Source organism: Rhizobium sp. 62_C5_N11_2 (genome assembly GCF_051811185.1).
GTDB classification, from domain to species: domain Bacteria; phylum Pseudomonadota; class Alphaproteobacteria; order Rhizobiales; family Rhizobiaceae; genus Rhizobium; species Rhizobium leguminosarum.
The window spans coordinates 213,696-232,648 of the sequence record NZ_JBPWPW010000002.1 but is presented as its reverse complement, the minus strand read 5'-3'; the positions used below and the strand labels follow the sequence as shown (position 1 = coordinate 232,648).

Annotated in this window: 15 protein-coding genes; all 15 read right to left on the bottom strand. The window is 60.6% G+C overall.

Features of this window, described 5'->3' with window-relative positions; all coding sequences use genetic code 11:
* Positions 1–13: 13 nt before the first annotated feature.
* The 15 genes from AB8B31_RS24760 to AB8B31_RS24690 all read right to left on the bottom strand — a co-directional run bounded on the left by AB8B31_RS24760 (position 14) and on the right by AB8B31_RS24690 (position 18,886).
* The gene (locus AB8B31_RS24760; RefSeq protein WP_018516880.1) at positions 14–892 is read right to left on the bottom strand and encodes an ABC transporter permease; all 879 of its coding nucleotides are present in this window, start codon (positions 890–892) and stop codon (positions 14–16) included.
* A gap of 1 nt (position 893) precedes the next feature.
* Complete coding sequence (locus AB8B31_RS24755; RefSeq protein ID WP_018516879.1) at positions 894–1,853, bottom strand: ABC transporter permease; 960 nt, start codon at positions 1,851–1,853, stop codon at positions 894–896.
* 83 nt (positions 1,854–1,936) lie between these two features.
* Positions 1,937–3,535 (bottom strand): ABC transporter substrate-binding protein, encoded by a 1,599-nt coding sequence (locus tag AB8B31_RS24750; RefSeq protein WP_018516878.1) that lies wholly within the window; start codon positions 3,533–3,535, stop codon positions 1,937–1,939.
* Positions 3,519–4,262, bottom strand: a complete 744-nt coding sequence (locus tag AB8B31_RS24745) for a FadR/GntR family transcriptional regulator (RefSeq protein ID WP_439007536.1) — start codon at positions 4,260–4,262, stop codon at positions 3,519–3,521. The genes AB8B31_RS24750 and AB8B31_RS24745 overlap by 17 nt, the downstream gene beginning before the upstream one ends.
* Before the next feature lie 177 nt (positions 4,263–4,439).
* Positions 4,440–5,726, bottom strand: coding sequence for a GGDEF domain-containing protein (locus tag AB8B31_RS24740; protein WP_018516876.1), 1,287 nt, complete (start codon positions 5,724–5,726; stop codon positions 4,440–4,442).
* 627 nt (positions 5,727–6,353) lie between these two features.
* Positions 6,354–7,592 (bottom strand): phosphoglycerate dehydrogenase, encoded by a 1,239-nt coding sequence (gene serA, locus AB8B31_RS24735; protein WP_104891204.1) that lies wholly within the window; start codon positions 7,590–7,592, stop codon positions 6,354–6,356.
* A gap of 699 nt (positions 7,593–8,291) precedes the next feature.
* Positions 8,292–9,296 (bottom strand): C-terminal binding protein, encoded by a 1,005-nt coding sequence (locus tag AB8B31_RS24730; protein ID WP_018516846.1) that lies wholly within the window; start codon positions 9,294–9,296, stop codon positions 8,292–8,294.
* A 16-nt stretch (positions 9,297–9,312) separates the two neighbouring features.
* Entirely contained in the window at positions 9,313–9,873 is a 561-nt protein-coding gene (msuE, locus tag AB8B31_RS24725) for an FMN reductase (RefSeq protein WP_018516845.1), read from the bottom strand.
* A gap of 73 nt (positions 9,874–9,946) precedes the next feature.
* A complete protein-coding gene (locus AB8B31_RS24720; protein ID WP_018516844.1) occupies positions 9,947–11,128 on the bottom strand; it encodes an acyl-CoA dehydrogenase family protein in 1,182 nt (393 codons plus the stop codon).
* Positions 11,129–11,246: 118 nt separating this feature from the next.
* Positions 11,247–12,353 carry an LLM class flavin-dependent oxidoreductase gene (locus tag AB8B31_RS24715; protein WP_018245534.1) on the bottom strand — a complete coding sequence of 369 codons (1,107 nt, stop codon included), beginning with the start codon at positions 12,351–12,353 and terminating at the stop codon, positions 11,247–11,249.
* A gap of 202 nt (positions 12,354–12,555) precedes the next feature.
* On the bottom strand, positions 12,556–13,638 hold the full coding sequence (locus AB8B31_RS24710) for an LLM class flavin-dependent oxidoreductase (protein WP_018516843.1): 1,083 nt from the start codon (positions 13,636–13,638) through the stop codon (positions 12,556–12,558).
* Positions 13,635–15,365 carry a dipeptide ABC transporter ATP-binding protein gene (locus tag AB8B31_RS24705; RefSeq protein WP_018516842.1) on the bottom strand — a complete coding sequence of 577 codons (1,731 nt, stop codon included), beginning with the start codon at positions 15,363–15,365 and terminating at the stop codon, positions 13,635–13,637. The genes AB8B31_RS24710 and AB8B31_RS24705 overlap by 4 nt, the downstream gene beginning before the upstream one ends.
* A complete protein-coding gene (locus AB8B31_RS24700) occupies positions 15,344–16,192 on the bottom strand; it encodes an ABC transporter permease (RefSeq protein ID WP_018516841.1) in 849 nt (282 codons plus the stop codon). Before AB8B31_RS24700 ends, AB8B31_RS24705 begins: the two co-directional genes overlap by 22 nt.
* On the bottom strand, positions 16,189–17,199 hold the full coding sequence (locus AB8B31_RS24695) for an ABC transporter permease (RefSeq protein WP_018516840.1): 1,011 nt from the start codon (positions 17,197–17,199) through the stop codon (positions 16,189–16,191). The genes AB8B31_RS24700 and AB8B31_RS24695 overlap by 4 nt, the downstream gene beginning before the upstream one ends.
* Positions 17,200–17,236: 37 nt before the next feature.
* Entirely contained in the window at positions 17,237–18,886 is a 1,650-nt protein-coding gene (locus AB8B31_RS24690) for an ABC transporter substrate-binding protein (RefSeq protein ID WP_026242334.1), read from the bottom strand.
* Positions 18,887–18,953: the final 67 nt, after the last annotated feature.

The following is an 18,953-nucleotide window of genomic DNA, read 5'->3' as shown; positions in this document are numbered from 1 at the left end:
CTTCTTTCGATTGTCAGTTCAGTTCGGCACGCGGGTCGAAGGCATCTCTGAGGCCATCGCCAATGAAATTGATTGCCAGGACGGCAAGGATGAGCGCGGCGCCGGGGAAGAGCCATTGCCACGGATATTGTTCGAGCACGGCGGTCGAGCGGGCCGCGTTCAGCATGTTGCCCCAGCTGGCCGCCGGCGGGGCGATGCCGAGACCGAGGAAGGACAGGCCGGCCTCGAGCAGGATGGCATTGGCGATCTGCAGCGTCGCATAGACCACGAGGATATCGATCGAGTTCGGCAGGCCGTGGCGAAACAGCAGATGTCCGATGCCGGCGCCCATGCCGCGGGCGGCCAGGACGAAGTCGCGTTCACGCAATTCCAGCAGCCGCGAGCGGATCATGCGCGCAAGCAGCGGCCAGGAAAGTAGCGAGATGACGATCACGGTCGGCCAGATGCCGGTACCGGCGATCGAGGCGAGCACAAGCAGGAAGATGACGGGCGGCAGGGTCATCACCAGATCGACGAAGCGCATCGAGACGGCGTCCGTCCAACGTCCCGCAAGCGCCGAGATGGCCCCGAAGAGAAACCCGATGACTGCGGAAAGCGCGGTCGATGCGACGGCGACCAGGAGCGAAATCCGGCCACCTTCGAGCACGCGGGCGAAGACGTCGCGTCCGACGCCGTCGGCTCCGAACCAATGCGTTGCCGTCGGGCCGCTATTCATCGCCAGGAGATCGATGTCGTTCGGCCGGAAAGCCCACCACAGCGGATAGGAAAGGATCAACAGCAGCATTGGCGTGGCAATGCAGACGCCGGCAACGGCTGCGCGATTGAGCAGAAATCGACTGAAGGCGCGGGCAAGTGGCCCCGGGCTGCGGCGTTCGGGAGATCGTGCCAGCATATCAACCCACCTTGATGCGCGGGTCGACGACCGCATAGGTGATGTCGGTCAGAAGATTGACGACGATAACGCAAGTGCCGATGACGAGCGTCGCCCCCATGATGACGGGGTAGTCGCGGGTCTGCACGGCATCGACGAGCAACAGCCCCATGCCCGGCCAGTTGAAGACGCTCTCGATGAAGATGGCGCCGCCGATTGCAAGCCCGATGGTGGAGCCGATCAGCGTGACGATCGGAAGAAGCGCATTGCGCAACGCATGCTTGCTGATGACCCAGAATTCACGAACACCCTTGGCTCGGGCCGTGCGCACGTAATCCTGGTTCAGGACTTCGAGCAGCGAAGCGCGCATGTAGCGCATGATCAATGCGGCTTGCGCGACAGACAGAAGTGCCGCCGGCAGGATCAGATGGTGGAGGAGATCGCTCACCGAGAATTCCTCGCCCGGCGTCAGCATGCCGCCAGACGGCATCCAGTGCAGGCGGACGGAGAAAATATAAAGGCCGATCAGCGCGCTGAGGAATGCCGGGCTGGAAATGCCGGCAAGCGCAACCACCGACAAGGAGAGATCGGCAAGCGAATTGCGGCGGACCGCGCCGATCACCCCGAAGGTGATGCCTGCGACGACGGCGAAGGCAAGTGCGGTGCCCATCAATAGCACTGTCGGGCCAATCCGTGACAGCACCAGACCGAGAACCGGTTGATCGAGACGCTTGATCGAATAGCCGAGATTGCCTGTCAGCGCCTGCTGTAGCCAGCCCAGATACTGCACGGGCAAGGGCTGATCGAGCCCGAGACTTCTGCGCAGATCGGCAAGGTCAGACGGCGACATCGGCAGGTTCGGATCGATATAGGCATCGATCGGATCGCCGGGTGTCAGGCGCAGCAGCAGGAAGATCAGCATGCTCAGGGCGACGAGCATGCCTATTCCTATCACCAGGCGTCTCAGACTGTATTGGAGCATCGGCAATCCGTCTTATCGGGCCGTCTTGTCAGGCCGTCTTGACAGGGTGGCCGAGGCCACCCTCAAGGCTTTTCGGAAAACGCCTATTCGGCGATCGACCACTTCTGCGGGTTGGCCTGGTAGGGGCCGCCGCCCGGCGCCGGCGTCCAGACGAAATCCTTCACCTTGGTCGAGACGATGCCGTAGCGGTTTGCCACCCAGAGCGTCGCCCACGGTAGGTTCGTGTTCATCACCTTGCAGACGTCCTGGTAGGCCACATCCCGCTTGGCACTGTCCGGCTCGGCCAGCGCGCTGTCGAGCGCCTTGGTGAGGTCAGGCATGCGAACCCTGGCGACATTCGGTCCGGCCGGAGGAATCTGCTTCTCGTTGAGGCCGACATTGATGCTTCCGGCATCCGGCCCGTTCTGCAGCCCGGCGTAAACCAGCTGGAACTGGGCAATATCCGGCGTCGCATTGAGCACGATGCTGTTATAAGTCGGCGCATCGACGGCGCGCGGGACGATGTTGATGCCGACCTGGGCCAGCATCGCCTGGACTGCCGCAAGCACGTTGGTGGCAAGCGGCGTGGTGTAATAGGTCAGAAGCGTGATCGGCTTGCCGCCGTTGATCTGGTCCCAGCCGGCTTCGGTCAGCAACTGCTTGGCCTTCTCGGGATCGTAGGCATAGGTGTCGATATCAGGCGGTGTCAGCTGTTCGGCGACATAGGCGCAATTGGCAGGCTTGGCCGCACCGCCATAGAGGCTCTGGATGATGGCATCGCGATTGATCGCGTACATCACCGCCTGGCGCACGCGCACATCCTTCCAGAGCGGAGAATCGTGGTTGAAGCCGAGATAGTTGACGACGAAAGAGTTGCCTTCGATGACCTTGAAGTCCTTGTTGTCCTTGAAGGTCGGCACATCGTTGGAATCGACATAGGTGAACTGGATTTCGCCGGATCTGAGCGCCGCGATCGCCGCGGCCGGGTTGGCGAAATAGCGATCGATGACGCGTTCCAGTGCGGGCTTGCCACCGCGATAATCGGTGTTTGCGGCAAGTTCGACATACTGATCCGAGACGTATTTGGTGAATTTGAACGGGCCGGTGCCGATCGGCGCGGTGGACCACCACGTGTTCTTTGCCAGTTGGTCGGCCGGAATCGAGGCGAGCGCATGCTCGGGCAGCATCATCACCTTGGTCATCGTATCGAGAAAACTGCTGCTCGGTGCGCTGAGCTTGATGACAACAGTGTGATCGTCCGGCGTCTCGACGGACGATATGCCCTTCAATCGGGCGGCGAGTACCGAGCCGGTTTTCGCATCCATCGCAAGGGTCATGGTGAACTTCGCGTCATTGGCGGTGAACGGTTTGCCGTCATGCCACTTGGCGTCCGCCAGCTTGAACGTGTAGCTCATCTGGTCCGGGCTGACCTCGTAGGAGCTTGCCAGCGCGCCGACGACCTTCTGCAGCTTCTCGTCATAGGTGATCAGCGGTTCGTAGTAGACGCTGAGCCAGGTGAAGCCGGCGGTGGCGGCAAGCGGATTGAAGTTGCCCTGGAAACCGCCGGGGCCGACATCGAAGCCGCCGGACAGCGTGGCTGCCTGAGCCTGGGTTGCAACGCCCGAAACGACAAGAGCCGGAACGGCAGCCGTCGACAGCAGGGCGCCAAGCGCAATAGCGGATAATCTAGACAGTCTTTTCATGTGTTCCTCCCACGTTTGAACTTGTCTTGTTGTTGGCAATCACCCGGGCGATGCCCTCGTAGTGACGATCCAGGCGTCTGCGCGCCTCCTCCAGATCCCTTGCCTCGATCGCATCGACGATCGCGGCATGGTCGCGCCACGTCGCCATCGGATCCGTATTTTCAAGATTGACGAAATCCGATGCCTTGTAGAAGGCGAGCCAGAAGACATCGATCAGCCGCACGAGCGTTTCATTGTCCTGGCAGCGGAACAGCAGTCGGTGGAACAGCTGGTCGTCTTCCGCAAAGGTTTCACCGCGTTCGGCATGGGAGCGCATTCGATTGACGGTGGCGCGCAGTTCGGCGATGTCCTCTTCCCCGATCACGTCGATCGTCTTGCTGATCAATCCCACTTCCAGCGTGCGTCGGATTTCGAGGACTTCCTCGATCTGTCGCAGGGCGCCGCCGAGGCCGTAGGCGAGGTTGTCGAGAAGCGGCTCGAAGGAAAAGGCCTTCACGAAGATACCGACGCCGCGCCGCGTCTCCAGCACACCGAGCGATTCCAACGCCTTGATGCCTTCCCTCAGCGAATTGCGGCTGACGCCGAGCTGGGTGGCAAGATCTCCTTCCGCCGGAAGAAGGGTTCCGGGCGCAAGGCCATTGTCGTCGATATAGGCGCGCAGACTTTCCTGCACGGAGACATGCAGCAGCGGCGCGCGCGTCAGCGGCTTCATCGATTTCAATGTCATGCCGGCCACTCTCTCGCATCGCCAATAAGATGGATATTACATATCCACTTGTAGGATATCTGTCAAATGGTCAGGCTTAAACGATTGACACCGAACCCCGCTCGCATCTGGTTGAGGCGGTCGTTCCTGGGGGCCAGAACGACAAGATGCAAACAGCTCAGTTTTCCTGGAACGACCTCAGCCGGAGGCTTGACCGACCTCTGCAGCATGGACCACCACGCAGTTGCGGCCGGTCCTTTTGGCAAGGTAGAGTGCCGCATCGGCCTGTCGCTGCATGTGCTCTGCGGACACGAATTCACTGTTTTCCATCAATATCGCTATTCCGATGCTGACAGTGACCCAGGGACCGACGCGGGAGGTAGGATTTGGAAGAGACGCAGCTTCTACTCGGCTTCGAATTCTCTCAGCAACCAGCCGGGCCTCTTGTTCATCGGCGCGTGGGAGAAAGACGAGAAATTCTTCGCCTCCGTACCGGGCGACTTGGTCTCGCTCGTCTCTCATGCTGCTCTGAATGATGCCGGCAACTTTCACCAGGCAACGGTCGCCCTCGGCATGCCCGCGATTATCGTTGAGGCGCTTGAAGTCATCGACATCGCACATCAGCATCGCCGCGCTGCTCGTTCGTTTAAGGTCCTCGTTCCAGAAATGATGGAGCGTTTCCATCATCGAACGCCGGTTGGCGACACCGGTCAGCGGATCGGTCCGCGCCAGCAACTCCAGCTGGGAATTGGCGTCAGTAAGCTCCACGAGGCGAGTTCGATCTCGTAACTCAAGCAAGAAGGTTTTCTGAGCGAAGATGGTGGCGGTGCGTCTGGCAACGACGGTTGCCGCCACACCGCTTGCGAAAAACAGCGTACCGGCCAGAGCACTCCCCACTTCAATGCCCGGATTTCGCAGCTGAAACACAAGGTAAATACCGAGGGCAGCTGCACCGATCGTCATCGCCCAACCGAGTGGAACGGGAAATATGATAATGGCAGTGACGGCCACAAAGAGCATGATGGTCAAATGCCGCTCGTAAAACTCGCCACCGGTGTTAACGCCCACCAAGGCTACCGAAAGAAGGATGAGAAAAACAGCCGAGAGGAGGAAAACTCCCTGCACCCACAAAGCGTGCGGCCGCAGGAAGGCTATCGCGGCGACAAGAGCTGCGGGGGGAAGGATAGACGCTGGCCAAAGCATCGACATTACGGTTTCGGTCGGAAGCAAGATCGCGTTGAGGCCCAACGTCAGAACGTCGAGCACGATAACCCAAACCATCCACGCGCGGATGATCTTGGCAGTCCGCGGCCAGGAGCGTTCGCGAAAAAGCTGAGCCAGTTCCCCATTGAAGCGGATATCACGCGTGCGTCCACCGAGCAGGCGCTCGACTTGCTCCACAATGGCCGGGCTCAACCTCTGGAGAGGTTTCCGCGAAGACGCCCTTACCGGTTTGATAGGAGCTGTGGTTCGCTCGGTATCCATGTGTCGGATCTAGGGAGCAGACGACCGGAGGCAAGACGAGCCGCAAATTCCGCCCCAAAAGACGATATGCTTGCCCTAATGATTTTGTACCAGGAGACGACAGTATGTCGTTAACGTGTCATATCGGGTCAAAGTCTCACGCGTGCCAGGCCGAATTCACGGTTCGACTCCTTTCAAGACCCCAATCATCCTCGATGAGGTAGGCCATCCAATGATCAAAGCTCGCCCGAAGCGAGATTGAGGAGGATGCCCGCTGAAATCCGACGAAAGGCGATATATGCATCTTCGAGAAACTGAGGTTCTGGAAATAGGCGGGTTGCTGGTTCACATCCGTTCAAGGCGGTCGAACGTGGCGAAGATTACTTAAGAGCGCTTACCTTAGCTTTCTCCTTATTTAAATAAAGCCACGCTTGCTTAAATAGCGGCCGAAACCCATACTCGCGTCGCGATCCTTGGCGAAGGCACTGATCCTTTGCCCCCAACCGCGTGAACATACCAATAATCTACGGGTCGACGGTTCGAACCCCTTCAACGCAATGGCTATGGCTGCTGCACAATGTTTAACGGGGCACGTCACGATGAGCCCTGATCCTGGCGAGCACCCTGGAAAAGGCATTCCCAACGGCGTCAGTAAACCAATCGAGCCCGTATCGTTCCTTGAATCTGGCGGAGTGCATCAAGTATATCATTTGCAGTTTGGCCAACGCCTTCGACTTCAATAACCACGTAACCCGTATCGCCGTGCGTCTGCAGGAACTCGCCCACAATATTAAGTCCACGAGACGAAAAAACCGTATTCAGATTGTTGAGAATGCCAGGGCGATTTTCATGAACATGGATGAAACGCGTGCCGTTTGGACGTGGCGGCAGTTGAACCTGGGGAAAGTTGACAGCGCCTAGGGTCGAGCCGATGTCCGAATATTCGACAAGCTTCCTCGAGACTTCTCTTCCAATACGTTCTTGGGCTTCTTCGGTCGACCCTCCAATATGCGGGGTCAGAATGACATTATCCAAACCTTGCAGCGGTGTTTCAAAACGCTCTTTGTTTGATGCCGGTTCCCTCGGGAATACGTCCACAGCCGCGCCTGCGAGATGTCCTTCTTTCAAAACCTTCGCGAGCGCTTCAAGATCCACCACGGTTCCGCGGGCATTATTGATGAAAATGGCTCCCTTTTTCATCCTGCGCAGTTCAGTTTCGGTTATCATGTTTTGCGTCGAGCTGGTCTCTGGAACATGCATCGTCACAAAATCTGAGATTTCGAGGAGCTCGCCAAGCGTTGCCATCGATTCTGAATTGCCGTGGCGAAGCTTGTCCGAAGGATCAAAATAGCGAACGTTCATACCCATGCTTTCGGCAAGAACGCTTAGCTGCGAACCGATATTGCCATAGCCCACGATGCCCAGCGTTTTCCCGCGCACCTCACGACTACCTTCGGCGGTTTTGTCCCATCCGCCGTCATGAGCGGAAGCCGAACGCGGGAAAATCCGCCTGGTCAGCATTATGATCTCGCCGATCACAAGCTCGGCGACCGAGCGCGTATTCGAATAAGGGGCGTTGAATACCGGGATCCCGCGTCGACGGGCCGCATCCAGGTCGACCTGATTTGTCCCCACAGAGAAACAACCGACGGCCATCAGCTTCTTGGCGGAGCTGAAAATCTCCTCAGTCAGCTGCGTGCGTGAACGAATTCCGACAATGTGGGCCTCGGCTATATGACTTTTGAGATCTTTGTCATCCAGAGCCTTCGGCAAATGGGTCAGGTTGACGTAGCCGGATAAAGCGAAGTAGTCCACCGCGCTCTGACTGATCCCTTCCATCAGAAGCACGGAAATTCGATCGCGAGGAAGAGAAAGTTGTTCGGTCATGGAATTGCCTTGGAGTCTCGAATTCTATCTGGCCGAAATAGCTCGTCCGACACAAAGACGCACTGCTATGGCAGCATGACTTAGCGACCATCCGATGAGCAGCGCAATAACAAACTCAGCTCTGTCGGCAGGCATAAGGCTCCGATGCCGCAATTCAGCATATGCCGACAGTCATGACGAGCGAACGGCGGGCTGTCAAAAAACAGCGGTCGCCGTTTCTCTACAATGATCTGCACATCTTTGATCATCAAAGGCCGGCTCGTCTTTGGTCCGCAAGCCGCGAGTATGAGCTCTCCATCTGAAGAGCCGTCTTCAGCATCTGCTACCGAGCACTTGCAATCGAAAGAAGGTTGGCAAATGGGGCCGTCTTCGATGATTATTCTCAAGTCAATTGATTGACGAGGTCATTGAGCAGCCGGCCAGAATGATCTCCCGCGACTGCGGCACAGGGACCGTTTTTCGAAGGCGGGCCCATCCGTCTAAGCGGATGGTCGGGGTGTTTCCAGGATGGCCGTCGGATTTGACCGAAGGATGGGGTGAAGATGCAAGGCTCTTTGTCGCAAAAGTCTGAGAAGTCAGCGGTTCGATTCCAGTCAAGGCGATCACCTTTCAGTCGGTAGACCTACACGTGATTTGCCTTCCGATCAGAGCGGGATAGCAAGCGCTCGACTTGATGTCTCGTTTCCGAATGACCGCCGCTCACGCCGTGATCTGATTTCGCAGCCGGCCCTCGTCGAGCAGGATCTTGACGGTCTGTGCTGCGTTGTGGCGCATCTCGATGGCTGCATGATCGGAGTAGAAGGCATTGTGCGGCGTTATCACCAGCCGCCCCTCAAGCCAGTCACTCCTATCGCGCCATGCTGTCAGCAGCGGATGATCGCGCGGCGGTTCCTGCGCCAGTGTGTCGATTGCCGCCGCCGCGAGATGGCCATTTCGCAGTGAGGCTTCGAGGGCATCGAGATCGTCGAGCAGTTCTCCGCGCGCGGTATTGACCAGGATGGCTCCGGGCTTCAGCCGGGAAAGTCCATCCGAGTCAAGAATACCGCGCGTGTCGTCGTTTGCCGGGCAATGCAGGGTGACGATATCCGCCTGGGCGAAGAGGTCATCTAGCCGGTCGGTGCGTTCATAGCCGACCGCCTTCTCATGGCCGGGCGGCTGGCCCGGATCATAGCCCAGGATGCGGAAGCCGAAGGGCTTCAGGCGGTTGACCACAGCCGTCCCGATCCGTCCGACACCTATCACGCCCACCGTGGTCCGGTTCGAGCGGGCAAGTGGCTTGAGGCTATGGACCTGCCATCCTGTCGTATAGCCACGGGCACGGGCATCATGCTCCCAGAGTCGCCGGTGCAGCGACAGCATCATCGCGAGCGCATGGTCGGCGACTTCCTCCGTGCCGTAATCGGGATTGTTGGCGAACGGGATGCCTGCATCAGCCAGAGCCGAAAGATCGATCTTCTCGTAGCCGACACCATAGCGGACGACGCCCCTGCAGCGTGAAAGATGGGCGATACTTTTCGGCCCGAGCCGTGCGCCCCAGACCATCAGGGCATCAAGCCGAGCCAAGCGCTCGGGCGAGAAAAGCGTTTCGTCGGTGGTGGCGAAGAAATCGATCTCGACATCGTCGCCGAGCACCTCGGCCTCGAGATCGGGCGCGCCGAACATGTGATCGGTGATGCCGACGACATATTTCTTTTGTGCTGTCATTTTGCCAGTCGACTACTTATTCCGCGGCAATTGCGTCTGCCGTCGAGCGGGCTTTCACAAGGACGGAGGCCTCAGCCAGCGCCTGGTTCACCCGACCGAGAATGGCCGTTGACGGAATGCCATCAGTGAAATCGCGGCTCGAGGCATAGATTGCCGTCGGCAGCACAAAAGCCTCGAAAAAAGCAAACAGCGGGCGAAGCTGATGCTCGACAACGAGGGAGTGTCGATCGCCACCGCCGGTTGCCGTCAGGATGACGGGTTTGCCGCGCAAGTCTGCCGGATCGAGTAGATCGAAGACGTGCTTGAACAGGCCCGTGTAGCTCCCTTTGTAGGTTGGCGAACCGATGACGAGCGCTTCTGCGTCGATGATTGTTTGGATCACCGCTCTTGCTGCCGGATCGAGGTCCGCGACCGATCTTGCGGCCGCCAGTGAGGTGCCGAGGTCTTCGACGTCGAACACCGCATGCTGCAGGCCGGCCTGCCTCGCTAGCGATTCCGTGACGCTCTCCACGAAACGCCTGGTGCTGGACGGGCGGGAGAGATTGCCCGAAAAGCCGACGATCAGATCGTTGCTCATCTAAATTCCTTTCGCGAGTTCGCCTCGATCATGCGAGGGAGGAGGGAGGCCATCGGACGAGGCGCTCTGTTTGCTATGCTGTTTTGAGGACCGTCAGCCCAGCCGGATAGCTCGAGCGGACACTTTCCTCTCTATTCCATCGATCAAAGGCAGCGCGGCCCAATATCGAAATAGAAGTATCTTCCTGCGGCGCGTGGACGAGCACGGATTGGATATCCCTGAAATGCCGTTCAAGTCCCAGGTCGGCACTAAGTCCCGGATTGCCGATGCCACGTACCGCGATCTGCACGGCTTCGCGCAGTTGTCGGCCTGCGATCAGCCGAGCCCTTATCATCTTTTCCGCGTCGCCATGGTTGGCGTCGAGCGCGCCGAAAATGATCTGCCGGGCGCCGGAGACAAGCAGGTCGATCTCACCTGAGAGCGTCACGAACCGCTCCGTGCGGGCGATGGGATGGCCCAGATTGGCGGGCACGCGCTCATGGGCGAAGCGGATGAAGGCAGCCTGGGCAGCCTCAGCCGCGCCGAGATAGATCGCGGTCAGCGCCAGCGTGATCGCCGCATGGGCGCGATTGTCCTGCTGAGCCACCGACGGATCAACGAGTTCCAACACGTTTTCCGTTGGGATCTCGACGTCGGTATATTCGACGTCGTGCGAACCTGTGGCGCGCATGCCCAGGCTGTTCCAGTTCTCGATCACGTGGATGCCGGGCAATCCATTCGGCACGACGAACGTTCCGACGCGCGCGGGCGTTTCGTCGGTATGCGCCCAGACAAGGAAATGCGTCAGACCGTATGCGCCGGTCACGAAGCGCTTGCGACCGGTGATCGACCAGCCGCTTGCCGTGCGGCGGGCGACAGTCGCGGGCAGGCCGCCGCGGGCCGGAGACCCCAGTTCCGGCTCGACGCGTGCGGCGTTGAGCAATAGCGGTCTCTGCTTAGCCTCTGCCAGCAGGCGCCGGTACAGATCATCAGGCCAATGGTTCTTTGCGGCTTGGCCGAGATGATTGAAGATCGTCATGGCGCTGATGAGCGCCACCGAGGGATCACCCCGCCCCAACGCCGCCAGAATGTGGGCCGCATCAGCGAGCGTCGCGCCTTGACCGCCATAGCGGATCGCAACGGTGCTCTCCAGGAGACCGCTCTGATGAACGGCCCGGATACCGATCCAGGGAAATTGACCGGTTCGATCCGCATCCGGTGCGGCGTCCGCGATAACGCGCACGGTTTCATCTGGAACGATTGTATCATGGGACATGCGGGTCGACGCTTTCTGGCTGTTAAGGCAGTCCTATCCCTAGGCAAAGGACGAGCAGATCCGGCTGCGTTGAGAAAAAGGGGACGTGCAGTCCGGCGCTCGGGCCAGACTGCACGCATCACGCAGCACTCTTCTTCTTGTTCGCCTCTTCCCGTTCGCGAATGCCTTCACGCACGAGCGGCAGGATGTAGCGGCCGTAGTCGACCGCATCATTGTAATTGTCATAGCCGCGGATCGAGATCAGATCGCAGCCGAGATCGATGTAGTCGAGGATGGAATCTGCAATGGTGCGCGGCGAACCGACAAGCGCAGTGGTGGCGCCGCCAGCATTGGTCGCGGTCACCGTCGGATACCATAGAGCGCGGTCATGGACATCGCCGCGTGCTGCGATGTCCAGAAGCCGCTGCGAGCCGACATTGGCCGGGCGTGCAGCATTGAGCGGCGCACGGGCCAAGCCTTTCTGGCGGTTTTCGTTCAGCTGGTCGAGAACTCTATGCGCCTTTTCCCATGCCAACTCGTCAGTTTCCGCCACGATCGGCCGGAAGGTAACCCATATGCGAGGGCGATCCGTCCGGCCTGCCCTTGCCGCTTCCGCGTAGATCCGTTCGATCTGCTGCTTTGTTTCTGCAAGCGGCTCGCCCCAGAGCCCGAAAATGTCGCCCAGCGAACCCCCGATGCGATACGCGGCATCCGACGAACCACCGACCGAAATCGGGATCACGCCACTGGTTGGGCGCACCGCGCTGCGGAATTGCTTGAACTGGTAGTATTTCCCATCGAAGTCGAAGGGTTCCTTGGACGTCCAGGCCAGACGAAGGATCCGGATATATTCTTCCTGGCGCTCGTAGCGCTCCTCTTTGTTGAGGAAGTCGCCTTCGCGGGCCTGCTCTTCGTCGCTGCCGCCTGCAATGAAGTGAACGACAACACGCCCGCCGCTCAATTGATCGAGGGTTGCAAGCGATTTGGCTGCGACCGTCGGATAGACGGTGTTCGGGCGCAAGGCGACGATGATCTTGATGTGCTTCGTGTGTGCCAGGACCGTGGCGCCGAGCGTGAAGGGATCGAAGGAGGCGGAGGAGTAGGGGATCAGCGTGTAGTTGAAACCATAGTCATCGAGGGCGCGTGCGTACCGCTCCAGGAAACGAGGATCCACAGGCGCGTCGGGAATGGGGTTGAGGTCGTTCGACGCGTTGGGAAAGCTTACGCTAATGAATTCCGCGGACATGTGAGCTCCTTCAGGTTGCAGACCATTGCATTGACGTTAAGGCGCGGCAGCGCCGCGAGGAAGACAGGTCATTCTCTTTCTATCGATTTTATAGAAAATATTCGCTATCGCGGCGGATGGAGTAGGACCCGCTCCCGGCCATGGCGTTGACACTTGATGTCTTCAACTGTCCTGGCATCGAGCCGTGTAGCCTGTGCATGGGTTACGAGGCAGGTGACCAGCCAAGTCCTGGAGCGACTGTCTCGGCCAGATCGGTCAGCAACCGTATATTCTCGGCGAGGCCGAAGGCGGGAGGCAGGAAGAGCACGACCTCGTCTGCGGCTGCGAGGCCCGGGTCGTTGAGCACTGCCTCAATCACTTGATCGGGCGTGCCTTGGAAGACAGGTGAAATCTGAGCGCCGGCTGGTTGGCTGGCGGGCGCGAGGGCACCTTTGGGACGCGACGCGGCAATTCCGATGGTGCGACGCTCGAGGTCATAGGCAGCATATTTCTCTCGAAGTTCGGCGGTGGTCCCGACCAGGATGGAGGCGGCGACTGCGACCGATGGCGGCTCCGTTCCCCAGGTCGTGCGCCAGGTGGCGCGGAACGCCTCGATAATGCGAGCCTGATACTGCCCGAAAGTCTCGCCCTCGGCATGGTCGTGCTGCACGGTTCCCGAGATAAGCCCGATCCCGAGCTCGGCCGCCTGCACCGCCGAGTTCAGGCTGGCTGACCCTTGTCGAATGCGCGAGCGCAGGGTCGGGCTATGCGGCGTTACGCGCAATTCGGCGCCTTGCGGGGCACCCTGGCCCGGCGAAACGACCGTATGGAGGACTTCGCCTGCGATCGCTGAGAGGAAGCGCGCCTGGCGCCGTTTCGCTTCCGTGCGAGCGTCGGTGTCGACTGCACCGAACACAGCGTCGAAGGCCGCGTTGGCACCAGTCGAGATGGCCAGCTCCAGCCGGCCATCGATGAGCAAGTCTGTCGTACCGGCCGCTTCGGCGAGCAGGATCGGGTCCTGATAGCGCATTGGGATGACCGCCGATCCCAGGTTGATGCGCTTGGTGTGCTGACCGGCCGCGGCAAAGAACGGAAGCGGCGAGGAGAGGTAATGGTCGAAGTGTCGCTGATAGGCCCATCCCGACTGGTAACCCAGCCGCTCGGCTTCCTTGAATAGTTCGATCCCGTCGCGCAGACCTTGCGCCGGTCCGGCCTCGTCATTGAACGATACCCGGGTGTTGAAGCCAAGCCGCTGCTTTGGTCGGAACGACGCGGGCTGAGGATTTACAGGCGCAGCGATGGTCATGCGATCTTTTCCTCGTTGAAGATCCGCCGAGGTTGCGGGTGTGGTGCACGGGCGATACCAGCGCCGCCCGATGGGATCGATTCCAGCAGCGACCGCGTATAGGGCTGCTGGGGGTTTCCGAAGATGTCGGTGACGCTCCCATGTTCGACGATGCGCCCGCGCTGCATCACCGAGACGGTGTGCGCGAGTTGGCGCACCAGAGCCAGATCGTGGGAGACGAATACATAGGTCAGGCCAAGCCTGGCTTGTAGCGAAAGCAGCACCTCGACGATGTCGGCCTGAACGCTGACGTCGAGCGCGGAAGTCGGCTCGTCGAGCACGATCACATCAGGCTTGAGGACCAGAGACCGAGCGATGGCCACGCGCTGGCGCTGTCCACCTGACAAGGCTTCCGGCTTACGCAAGAGCAGGTGCTCGCCGAGCCCGACATTGGCCAGCGCTTCGCGGACCCGCGCGGAGCGCTCCTCGCGGGTTCCGATCTTGAACCGGTCGAGCGGTTCTCGTACCAGCTGCTCGACTTTCCAGGTCGGGTCCAGCGACGTGAACGGGTTCTGGTAGACGAGCTGCAGGTGGCGCCATACCGCGCGCAGCGACTCGGGCGAGCGACCGTTGAGCTGCTCGCCGGCGACCGCAATGTTCCCGATGTCGGGTTGTTCGAGCCCAAGCAGCAGCCGGATTGCCGTCGTCTTGCCCGAACCGGATTCGCCGACCAGCGCGTGTGTGGTGCCAGCCTGGACGGCAAACGACACGTCGTTGACGGCCGTCAGAACCTTGCCGTCGACCGTGAAAGTCTTCGTGACGCCGCTAACCTCGATCTTCGGTGCCTTGTCGGTCTTGGTCCCGAGGAGATGGAAGGCGGGGTCTCGTAGCTTACGGTAACGATCGGGGTTGAGGGCTGGGACGTCGGCATGCAACTTCCTAGCGTATGCCGAAGCGGGCGCGGAGAAGACAGCCGTAGTGCTGCCGGCTTCCTGGACGATGCCGTCCTTGAGCACCACCAGAGAGTCCGCCCGCTCGGCGGCGATCGCCAGATCGTGGGTGATGAGGAGCAGGCTGATATCCAGTTCGTGCTGCAACTTGGAAAGCAAGTCGAGGATGCGCTTCTGGATCGTGACGTCGAGCGCTGACGTCGGCTCGTCTGCGACCAGCAGCAACGGCCGGGGGAGGACAGCAAGGCCGATCAGCACGCGCTGCAGCATGCCGCCGGACAGCTGGTGCGGGTAAGAGTCATAGACCCGCTGGGGGTTGTCGAGGCCGACCTGGGCGAAGGTCTCCAGGATGAGCGCCTTGCGGATTGCCTTATTGGGCTCGTCGACGAGTGCTGCCGCCTCCATCGCCTGGGCGCCGATCGTCCGCACCGGGTTGAGCGAGTTGCCGGGGTCCTGCGGGACAAACCCGATCGCACGTCCCCGCAAGGGCCGGAAACGACGCTCCGAGAGGCCCAATACCTCCTGGCCGTCGAACTCGACGCGGCCGTTAGCGCGTCCACCAGTGGCGAGCAGTCGCAACACCGCGCGAGCGATGGTCGACTTGCCCGAGCCCGACTCTCCGATGAGGGCGAGGCTCTTACCGCGGCCGAGTTCAAAGCCAACGTCACTGACGACTTGCTGCGGTCCGTAGGAAACCGACAGCCCGTCGATCCGGAGCAGGGGGGACGATCGCCGGAGCGCCGACCCGGTGACGTCAGTACGGGCGAAAAGCTCAGTCAGTCTGTCTTGCGAAGCCATCGGCTGATCCTGTTCACGGAGAGGACGGTTGCGATCGTGACGAATGCGGGCGCGTAAACCAGCCACGGCCATTTGAGGTAGTCCTTGCCGATCGAGATCAGCAGGCCCCAGTCGGAGGCCGGTGGAGGGTCGCCGTAGCCGAGAAAAGCGAGACTGGCGATCACCAGGATCGAGTCGCCGAACTGCAGCACCGCAAGCGGCAGCACCGAGCGCGAGGCGTTCGGCAGCACGTGGCGCCAAAGGATGTGCCAGCGCGATCCACCCAGTAGAAAGGAAGATTCGACGAATGTCGCTTGCCGGGTCTTGATGACCTCCGAGCGCATCACCCGGGCGAAGAGGGCCACCGCCGAGACGCCGGTTGCGATGGCGGCGTTCGTGGTGTCGAAGCCGATCGCGGTGACGACGATGACGGCCAGCAGGAATTTTGGAATTGCAAGCAGCACGTCGACCAGGCGGGCAAACAGGGTATCCACCCACCCGCCGAAGAAGCCGGCCAGCAGGCCGATGAAGCCACCGGCGAAAACGCCGATGACGACGGCGATCAGCGCGCTGGCGACCGAGGAAGATGTGCCATAGACGACACGGGTATAAAGGTCGCGGCCGAGGTGATCGGTGCCGAACCAGTGCGCCGCACTGGGGCCCAGCAGCTTTTGAGCGGGAACGCCGTTGACCGGGTCATAGCTCGTGAACAGGTTCGGGGCGAGCGACCAGGCGATCGCCAGCGCGACGATAGCGAAAGAGAGCGCGACGACCGGCGGTACGCGCAGCGCCGTCAGCCACCCGATCGCGGTGACGCGCGAGGTAGAGTAGGTGGAGGCGAGGGTCATGAGGTCACCACCTTGGAAATGCCGACGGAACCTTCGTCGGCTGTAGTTGGACGACGCTGGGGAGTGCCAAGCAGCTTCACGCGCGGGTCGAGCAGCGGGTAGGCAAGATCGGCGATCAGGTTGACGACCACGAAGACCACCGCTGCCAGAGAGACGACCGCCTGAAGCACCGGCAGGTCCTGAGTGCTCACCGACCGCTGTACCAGGCTGCCGAGACCGGTGCGTCCGAATACCGTCTCGGTGATCAGCGAGCCGCCGAGCAGTTCGCCGATGGTAAGCGCAATGACGGTAATGACCGGCAGCGAAGACGGCTTGAGCAGGTGCTTGGCGAACAGGCGCATTTGCCCGAGGCCGCGGCCCCGCGCGACGGCAGCGTATTCCTGCCCGGACTCATGATCGAGATTGGCGATGAGCACTTCGGCGATTTGCGCGGAGATGGGGATGCCGAGCGCGATGGCCGCGAAAAGGGTCGCCCAGAAGCTGTCGGGCTCGATCACGCGGAAGACGCCGAGCTGGAAACCGAAGAGGTGGATCAGCACCAGGCCGATCACGAAGTTGGGCACCGACAGGAACAATGACGGGAAGCCCCGCAGCAAGCCTTGGCCAAAGTGTTTTGGAAGAAACTGCGTGCCATAGGCGATCACCGCCGCGAGCAGCAGCGCGACGACGAGGCCTGCAGAAGCAAGGACCAACGTCGATGGGAGCACCTCGGCGATCAGCGTCGTGACGGGCCGGTTGGTCCGCATCGACAGGCCGAGATCGCCGGTCACGAAGCCGGAAAAGGATGTCCACAACTGGACCGGGATCGGCTTATCCAGGCCCTGGGCAGCGATGATCTCCTTGATCTCATCCGGTGTGAACCCATTCTGGGGGTTGTTCAGGACATTGGTGATCGGGTCGCCGGGCAGGATGCTGACGACGACGAAGGTGAAGACATAGGCCAATAGGATCACGACGATCGCCTGTACGAGGCGTTTTGCGGCGTAGTTTAGGTAGGCTTTGCTCATGCCGTCACCTTCTTACGTTGCTCGGTTGAATTGCGGGTTATTCGCTTTTCGTCGCCGTGTAGTAGCTGGCATAGGCGACGCCGTTATAGACTTCGCCCTTGAGCTTCGGGGATTGGACGTAGATCCGCTGGACGATTTGCGTGCGCGGGATGAAGTAGCCCTGATCGAGAATGTACTTCTGCAGTTCGTCGAGGAGCGGCTTGCGGCCTTCGATGGAACCGGCGCTGGCGATCTTGTCGCGGAGTTCGTTGAGCGTCTTGTCGCTCTCGTCGAGGGCGAACCAGTTCTCGCCGTTGTTGGCGTTCGTCAGGATACTGGCGACGGTGCCGGCGTCGATGAAGCTGCGCGTCACCTCATAGGCCGGCACTGCCGGACCGCCGTATTTGACCTTTTGGCCGAAGGTGACGACATCGTAGGCACGGATAGCGACTTTCCAGCCGATCTTGCCGAGTTGCTGGGCGATGAGTTCGTCGACCGATTTCGAGGTTGCGAGGTAGGGGTTGGAATGCAGCGTCAGCACGAGCGGCTGGCCGTTCTTGGTGCGGATGCCGTCTGCGCCCTTGACCCAACCCGCCTCGTCGAGAAGCTTCTCGGCCTTGTCGGGGTTGTAGGCCAAAAGCGCGCTTTGATCGGTCGCTCCCGGCACGTTGCTCTGGATGAAGGACGTCGCGAGCTTCCAGTCGGGTGTGTAGACGGTGTCGATGATCTCCTGGCGGTTGATGCCGGCCTGCAGGGCCTGGCGGACTTTCACGTCGTCATATGGTGCAAGCTTGGTGTTGATTGCCCAACCGTTCACGAAGCCGAGGTAGCGCGGTGTCGCGGTGGTGAATCCCTCTGCCTTCAAAGACTCCAGCTCCTGCGGCGAGGCGTTGTAGGCTACGTCGGCCTGGCCGGACTGGACAGCGGCCACGCGCAGCGAGGGCTCGGACACCAGCTTGTAGGTGATCGTGTCGAGATAGGCCGGACCGGTATGACCGACTGCCGCGGGCCCCCAGTTGTAGTCCTTGCGCTTGACCAGCTTGACGAAGTCGCCCTCCTTCCAGGAGTCGACCACGTAGGGGCCGCTGCCGGAGGTCTTACTGAGGTCGGCCTGCTGGGCGGCGGGCTGAGCGAGGGTCTTCGGGGAAATGAGGATCGAGCCGTGATAGCCGAGGGTCGGGATGAAACCGAGCGTCGGCGCCTTGAAGAAGACCTTCACTGTGGTCGCGTTCACCGCCTCGGCGTGGTCGTAGGTCTTCGGGAAGAGACCAATCGGGTTGATGCCTTCGCTCTTGCGGCCGGCGTACCAGATGTCGAGGTTGGCGACGACGGCCGACGCATCGAGCGCCGTGCCGTCGGAGAAAGTGACGCCGCTCTTCAGGTGCAGGGTGAACTCGGTGGCCTTGTCGTTCTGCTCCCAGCGTTCGGCGATCCAGGGGCTGACCTTGCCGTCAGCATCGACGTAAAGGAGCTTATCGGTCACATGGCCCCAGATGTGGCCCTGGAAGCTGGAAATGGCGCTGTTGTTCGGGATCCAGGTATCACCCAGCGAGTCAATCAGGAAGGTGATGTCACCGCCGTTGTGTGGGCTATCGGCACTCAGAGCCGGATTGAACTCAGCCGTTACCACCAAGGCGGCGATTGCCAACGCAGAGGTGGCGATCAGCAGACGCCGGGAAAGGGAGAACGGGGAAGAGCGTTCGATCATAATGCGGTCCTGTATTGTTTGCCAAGTAGATCACGACGCATAGCCTAAGCAGGGCAACAGGAGGGAG

What these genes read in the sequence shown, in the direction of transcription:
- AB8B31_RS24700 (WP_018516841.1), bottom strand. Translation starts at nt 16,192, where the DNA reads ATGACCCTCGCCTCCACCTACTCTACCTCGCGCGTCACCGCGATCGGG.
- AB8B31_RS24715 (WP_018245534.1), bottom strand. Translation starts at nt 12,353, where the DNA reads ATGTCCGCGGAATTCATTAGCGTAAGCTTTCCCAACGCGTCGAACGAC.
- AB8B31_RS24740 (WP_018516876.1), bottom strand. Translation starts at nt 5,726, where the DNA reads ATGGATACCGAGCGAACCACAGCTCCTATCAAACCGGTAAGGGCGTCT.
- AB8B31_RS24755 (WP_018516879.1), bottom strand. Translation starts at nt 1,853, where the DNA reads ATGCTCCAATACAGTCTGAGACGCCTGGTGATAGGAATAGGCATGCTC.
- serA (WP_104891204.1), bottom strand. Translation starts at nt 7,592, where the DNA reads ATGACCGAACAACTTTCTCTTCCTCGCGATCGAATTTCCGTGCTTCTG.
- AB8B31_RS24730 (WP_018516846.1), bottom strand. Translation starts at nt 9,296, where the DNA reads ATGACAGCACAAAAGAAATATGTCGTCGGCATCACCGATCACATGTTC.
- AB8B31_RS24705 (WP_018516842.1), bottom strand. Translation starts at nt 15,365, where the DNA reads ATGGCTTCGCAAGACAGACTGACTGAGCTTTTCGCCCGTACTGACGTC.
- AB8B31_RS24690 (WP_026242334.1), bottom strand. Translation starts at nt 18,886, where the DNA reads ATGATCGAACGCTCTTCCCCGTTCTCCCTTTCCCGGCGTCTGCTGATC.
- AB8B31_RS24760 (WP_018516880.1), bottom strand. Translation starts at nt 892, where the DNA reads ATGCTGGCACGATCTCCCGAACGCCGCAGCCCGGGGCCACTTGCCCGC.
- AB8B31_RS24745 (WP_439007536.1), bottom strand. Translation starts at nt 4,262, where the DNA reads ATGACATTGAAATCGATGAAGCCGCTGACGCGCGCGCCGCTGCTGCAT.
- msuE (WP_018516845.1), bottom strand. Translation starts at nt 9,873, where the DNA reads ATGAGCAACGATCTGATCGTCGGCTTTTCGGGCAATCTCTCCCGCCCG.
- AB8B31_RS24720 (WP_018516844.1), bottom strand. Translation starts at nt 11,128, where the DNA reads ATGTCCCATGATACAATCGTTCCAGATGAAACCGTGCGCGTTATCGCG.
- AB8B31_RS24710 (WP_018516843.1), bottom strand. Translation starts at nt 13,638, where the DNA reads ATGACCATCGCTGCGCCTGTAAATCCTCAGCCCGCGTCGTTCCGACCA.
- AB8B31_RS24695 (WP_018516840.1), bottom strand. Translation starts at nt 17,199, where the DNA reads ATGAGCAAAGCCTACCTAAACTACGCCGCAAAACGCCTCGTACAGGCG.
- AB8B31_RS24750 (WP_018516878.1), bottom strand. Translation starts at nt 3,535, where the DNA reads ATGAAAAGACTGTCTAGATTATCCGCTATTGCGCTTGGCGCCCTGCTG.